The sequence below is a fragment of the Microbacterium sp. Bi128 genome (genome assembly GCF_918698205.1).
Genome location: NZ_CAKKMM010000299.1, coordinates 1 through 5,044 on the forward strand (window position 1 = coordinate 1; position 5,044 = coordinate 5,044).

Below are 5,044 nucleotides of genomic sequence, written 5' to 3' on the forward strand. Positions count from 1 at the left end.
CGGAGCACCTTGATGAATTCCTCGGTGCGGACGTAGCGCTCGTCGTGTTCGAGCCATTCGAGGCCGAAGTTGGTGAATTCATCCTTGAGCCAGCCGGAGACGATGTTCACGGCGGCGCGGCCGTTGGAGATGTGGTCCGCGGTGATGATGTACTTCGCCAGCACGCCGGGGTGCCACATGCCCGGATGGACGGCGGAGATCACCTTGAGGCGCTCGGTGGCGGCCAGCAGCGCCAGGCTGAACGAGGTGGCCTCGTGCTGCTTGTCCGCACCGTAGGAGGCGGCGTACCGGGTCTGGGTCAGGGCGTATTCGAAGCCGGAGTTCTCCGCGATCCTGGCCAGCTTCTTGTTGTATTCGAAGTCCCAGCCGGTGCGCTGTTCGATGGTGGACACCACCAGGCCGCCGGAGACGTTGGGGACCCAGTAGGCGAACTTGAGCGGTTCGGAAAGACGGGCGACGTTGCTGATCTCAGTCATGGGTGTTCCTTTACTTCCGGGTGGGGCTTGCTGCTGCCAGGAATTCCGCGGCGCGGTCGCGCAGCACATCCTGGATGCCCGCGATGGATGGTTCGTTCTGCAGCGAGGTGGTGTCGCCGAGCGTTGTGCCTTCGAACAGCTGGGTCAGCAGCCGGCGCATGATCTTGCCGCTGCGGGTTTTCGGCACGTCGGGAACGACGACGACGTCCCGCGGCTTGGCGATCGGGCCGATCTGCTTCGCGACGTGCGCCTTCAGCACACCCTGGATGTCGGGGGCGGCCGCCGAATCCTTCAGCACCACGAACGCGACGATCGCGTGGCCGGTCTTTGCGTCCGCGACCGGGCAGACGCCGGCCTCCACCACGTCCGGGTGGGCGACGAGCGCCGATTCGACCTCGATGGTGGAGAGCAGGTGTCCGGAGACGTTGAGGGTGTCGTCCACCCGCCCGAGGATCCAGATGTCGCCGTCGTCGTCATACTTGGCGCCGTCACCGGCGAGGAACCAGCCCTGCTCGGCGTATTGGCGCCAGTACGAATCGAAGTAGCGGCGCGGGTTGCCCCAGACCGTCCGGGCGATCGCCGGGCCGGGGGAGTCCACCACGATGAAACCCTGGACGCCGGGCGGCACCGTGTTGCCGGCGTCGTCCACGATGCGCGTGCTGACGCCGGGCAGCGGGCGGGCCGCGCAGCCGGGCTTGAACGCGGCGTCCGTCGGTGCCGGGGAGAGGATGGTGGCGCCGGTTTCGGACTGCCACCACGTGTCCACCACGGGGGCGGTGCCGGCGCCGATGTTGGTCCGGAACCAGCGCCAGGCCTCGGGGTTGATGGCCTCGCCCACCGTGCCGAGAAGACGGATAGAGGAGAGGTCGTACGTGTCCGGGACGCCGTCCGGGAACCAGCCCATGAGGGAGCGGACCAGGGTGGGCGCGGTGTAATACTGCGTGACCGCGTAGCGTTCGATGATCTCAAAGTGCCGGCCCGGGTGCGGGGTGTTGGGCGTGCCCTCGAAGATGACCTGCGTGGCGCCGTTGGAGAGCGGGCCGTAGAGCTCATAGGTGTGCGCGGTGACCCAGGCGAGGTCGGCCGTGCACCAGTGCACGTCCTCCTCCCGCAGCGCGGGGTCGGGGCTGCTGAACAGGTGCTCGAAGCTCCATGACGCCTGTGTGAGGTAGCCGCCGGAGGTGTGGACCAGGCCCTTGGGCTTGCCGGTGGTGCCGGAGGTGTACATGATGAACAGCGGCGTCTCGGCGTCGAACGCCTCGGCTTCGTGAGTCTCGGAGGCGGTGCCGACGGCGTCGTGCCACCACACATCGCGGCCGGCGGTCATCGGGACGGTGTCCAGCTCGTCCGCGGGAGTGGTCCGGTTGACCACCAGGACGTGTTCGATGGCGTTGTCGCCGGAGACGGCGGCGTCCGCGTTGTCCTTGACCGGCACGGCGGTGCCGCGGCGGAACTGGCCGTCGGTGGTGACCAGGAGCTTGGCGCCGGTGTCCTCCACCCGGAACTTCAGGGCCTCGGCGGAGAATCCGCCGAAGACCAGGGAATGGATGGCACCGATCCGGGACACCGCGAGGGTGATGATCACGGTTTCGGGGATGACGGGGAGGTAGATGACCACCCGGTCGCCCTTGGTGATGCCGAGATCCAGGAGGGCATTGGCGGCTTTGGAGACCTCGCGCTGGAGTTCGGCGTAGGTGACGGCACGGCGGTCGCCGGGCTCGCCCTCAAAGTGCAGGGCCACCTTGTCTCCGCGCCCCGCCGCTACGTGGCGGTCGACGCAGTTGTAGGCGACATTGAGCCTGCCCCCTTCGAACCAGGTGATCTGAGGTCCGGTGCCGGCCTCGACGTCGGCCGGGACCCGGCGGTGCGCGGTGTGCCAGGGCTTGGTTTGCTCCGTCGCGCCGCCGGGCAGGTCCGCCCAGTCGAGGCGGAGAGCCTGGGTTTCCCAGAACGCAACCGTCTCTGCCTGGACAGTTCCCGCGGTCGCGGCGCCGCCGTGCCGGGGAAGGTGGTTTCCGAAGGTGCTGCTGCGGTGACGCGCCGGCCCATCGGCGGGGACGCCGTGCACTGCGCCGTCCGTGGACTCGTTCAGGGACCATCCCGAAGAGCCGCGAGAGGAGCCGGGCGCGTCACGCAGCCCTGCTTCGTTCGCCGTCGCGTCCGAAGTGGTTTGTGGGAATGCCTCGGACGCAGTCCGGGCAAAGGTGGGCAGGGCGGAAGAATTCTCAGGGGTCATTGCTGCACTCCATCGGTCCTGGCAGTAGCACCCTTGGTTGCTCCGGCTCCCTCGAATTTCACCGAAGGAGGGCGGAGCGGTTGCGTGGGAATGGTCGTCTCACGTCACCGGGGGGTTGCTGCGGCGTCATCGATCCAGGTCTCTCGGCCGCTCGGGATGGTCACTACCTACTAGAACTTCAGATGCACGATTCCGCAAAATCGGCGTCCGGGAGCGCCGTAATATTCGTTCACCCGGCGTGGGTCCTGCCCAAATCATTCATTTATTCGACAATTGCCCGGAAAGGTCGCAGGAGTAAGGTTGATGCATGGCCCATGTTAACGATCCGGCAGTCATTGACCGCCTCATGCGAACCAAAGGCACGTGGGCGGTGGTCGGCCTCACCACCAACGAATGGCGCTCGGCGTATGAGGTCTCCCTCTATGTCCGGGACCGGATGGGCATGACCATCATTCCGGTCAACCTTCCGGGCGACGATGTCCACGGCGAGAAGGGGTACCGTTCCCTGTCTGACATCCCGGCGGAGAAGCACCCGATCGACGTCGTGGACTGCTTCGTCAACTCCCACAGGGTGGGCGCAGTCATAGACGAGGCCATCGCAGTAGGCGCCAAGGCCGTCTGGCTGCAGCTGGGCGTCTTCGACGACGCCGCGACGGACCGGGCCAAGGCCGCCGGGCTGGACGTCGTCGTGAACGCGTGCCCCGCCCGCGAAGGCTGGCGCGTGGGCATCTAACGGCCCGGGAATGACGATCAACAGATCGGGAAGAGTCGGTTACAAAATGTGACCGGCTTTTTCTGTATCCGGCCTCCTGCCGTGTGAGATGGACTCGTAACCATCCCGAGCGGCTGAGAGATCTGGCTCCGTGACGCCGCAGCAACCCCCTCCTTTGAGGACGGTGCTACCGCCAGGACCGATGGAGAACCACTGTGTTCTGAGGCTCCCCGGCTTCGCTCAGCGCTGCCCGGAAGCCAGGACCCAGGGCTTTCCTCGGGCGAGCCCGGAGGAAATCATGAACACGCAGACAGCGGCAGCGCCGCGGCCCCGAGCAGGTGGGGGCCTGTGATCGAGATCCAGAACGTCAGCACGTCATTCGCTTCGGCCGCGGGACCTTTCACGGCCGTCGATGACGTCAGCCTGCACATCAGGCGGGGCACCATCCAGGGCATCATCGGGTTCTCCGGCGCCGGCAAATCCACGCTGCTGCGCAACATCAACCTCCTCGAGCGCCCGACGTCGGGCCGCGTCCTGGTGGACGGCGTGGACCTGGTGACCCTGTCCGACGCCGAGCTCCGGACCAAGCGGCATGACATCGGCATGATTTTCCAGCACTTCAATCTCCTCAACAACCTCACGGCCCAGGAAAATGTGGAGCTGTCCCTGAAGTTCGCCGGCGTCGGGAAGGCGGAACGCCGGCGGCGGGCCGCCGAAACCCTGGAAATCGTGGACCTCGCCGACAAAGCGGGAACGTATCCGGCCAAACTCTCCGGGGGCCAGAAACAGCGGGTGGCGATCGCCCGCGCCCTTGCCACCGGGCCCAAAGTGCTGCTCTGTGACGAGCCGACGTCGGCCGTGGATCCCCGGACGACGTCATCGGTCCTGCAATACCTGGCCGACGTCAACGCCGAATTCGGCATCACAATCGTGGTGGTCACCCACGAGATGAATGTCATCAAGGCCATCGCGGACAACGTCGCGGTCATGGAAGAAGGCCGGGTGGTGGAGCAGTTCGACCTCGCCGAACTCCAGCGCCCCGGTTTCCACCCGGCGACGTCGATCGGCCGCTACCTGGTCTCCGATGAGATCCAGCTGGACCGCTCCGGGAGGGGCACCCACACCACAGCCGCGTCGGAGGGCCTGATCAATGTTTGACCGCATCCTGGAAGTCCTGCCCGAAATCGGCGTCGCCATGGGACAGACCCTCACCATGCTGCTGGTGGCTATCCCGCTGGCGGTGCTGCTCGGGACACCGCTGGGTGTCCTGCTCTACTCCATCGGTCCCAACGGGCTCAAGCACAGGCCAAAGCTGCACCGGGTCCTGGACGGGCTGGTCAACCTGCTCCGCTCGTTCCCGTTCCTGATCCTGCTGATCGCGATCATTCCCGTGACCAGGTTCATTGTCGGCACGACCATCGGCACGGCCGCCGTCATTGTCCCGCTGACCCTCAACGCCATTCCGTATTTCGCCCGCTTCGTGGAACAGAACCTGAGCCAGCTCGGCGGCGGAGTGGTCGAAGCGGCACGGTCCATGGGCGCCAGCAGGTCCCAGATCGTCCTGGACGTCCTGATTGTGGAGGCGAAGCCCGGACTCGTCAGCTCCATCACCATCATGAC

5 protein-coding genes and 1 riboswitch are annotated in these 5,044 nt (G+C 66.2%); of the genes, 3 read left to right on the plus strand and 2 right to left on the minus strand.

Annotation, left to right across the window (positions count from 1 at the left end):
- Positions 1-476: LLM class flavin-dependent oxidoreductase (locus tag LQV45_RS17505; RefSeq protein ID WP_230008121.1), on the minus strand; the 476-nt coding region annotated here is incomplete at its 3' end.
- Between the two features lie 10 nt (positions 477-486).
- On the minus strand, positions 487-2,712 hold the full coding sequence (acs, locus tag LQV45_RS17510; RefSeq protein WP_230008122.1) for an acetate--CoA ligase: 2,226 nt from the start codon (positions 2,710-2,712) through the stop codon (positions 487-489).
- A 307-nt stretch (positions 2,713-3,019) separates the two neighbouring features.
- Between acs and LQV45_RS17515 the strand changes: the two genes are divergently transcribed.
- The 3 genes from LQV45_RS17515 to LQV45_RS17525 all read left to right on the plus strand — a co-directional run.
- Positions 3,020-3,445, plus strand: a complete 426-nt coding sequence (locus LQV45_RS17515; protein ID WP_230008123.1) for a CoA-binding protein — start codon at positions 3,020-3,022, stop codon at positions 3,443-3,445.
- Positions 3,446-3,542: 97 nt separating this feature from the next.
- A riboswitch (SAM riboswitch) is annotated at positions 3,543-3,633 on the plus strand.
- A 139-nt stretch (positions 3,634-3,772) separates the two neighbouring features.
- A complete protein-coding gene (locus LQV45_RS17520; protein WP_043436621.1) occupies positions 3,773-4,582 on the plus strand; it encodes a methionine ABC transporter ATP-binding protein in 810 nt (269 codons plus the stop codon).
- Positions 4,575-5,044, plus strand: a 470-nt coding sequence (locus tag LQV45_RS17525) for a methionine ABC transporter permease (protein ID WP_230008124.1), incomplete at its 3' end; no start/stop codon positions are given. The genes LQV45_RS17520 and LQV45_RS17525, both read left to right, overlap by 8 nt.

What these genes read in the sequence shown, in the direction of transcription:
- acs (WP_230008122.1), bottom strand. Translation starts at nt 2,712, where the DNA reads ATGACCCCTGAGAATTCTTCCGCCCTGCCCACCTTTGCCCGGACTGCG.
- LQV45_RS17515 (WP_230008123.1), top strand. Translation starts at nt 3,020, where the DNA reads ATGGCCCATGTTAACGATCCGGCAGTCATTGACCGCCTCATGCGAACC.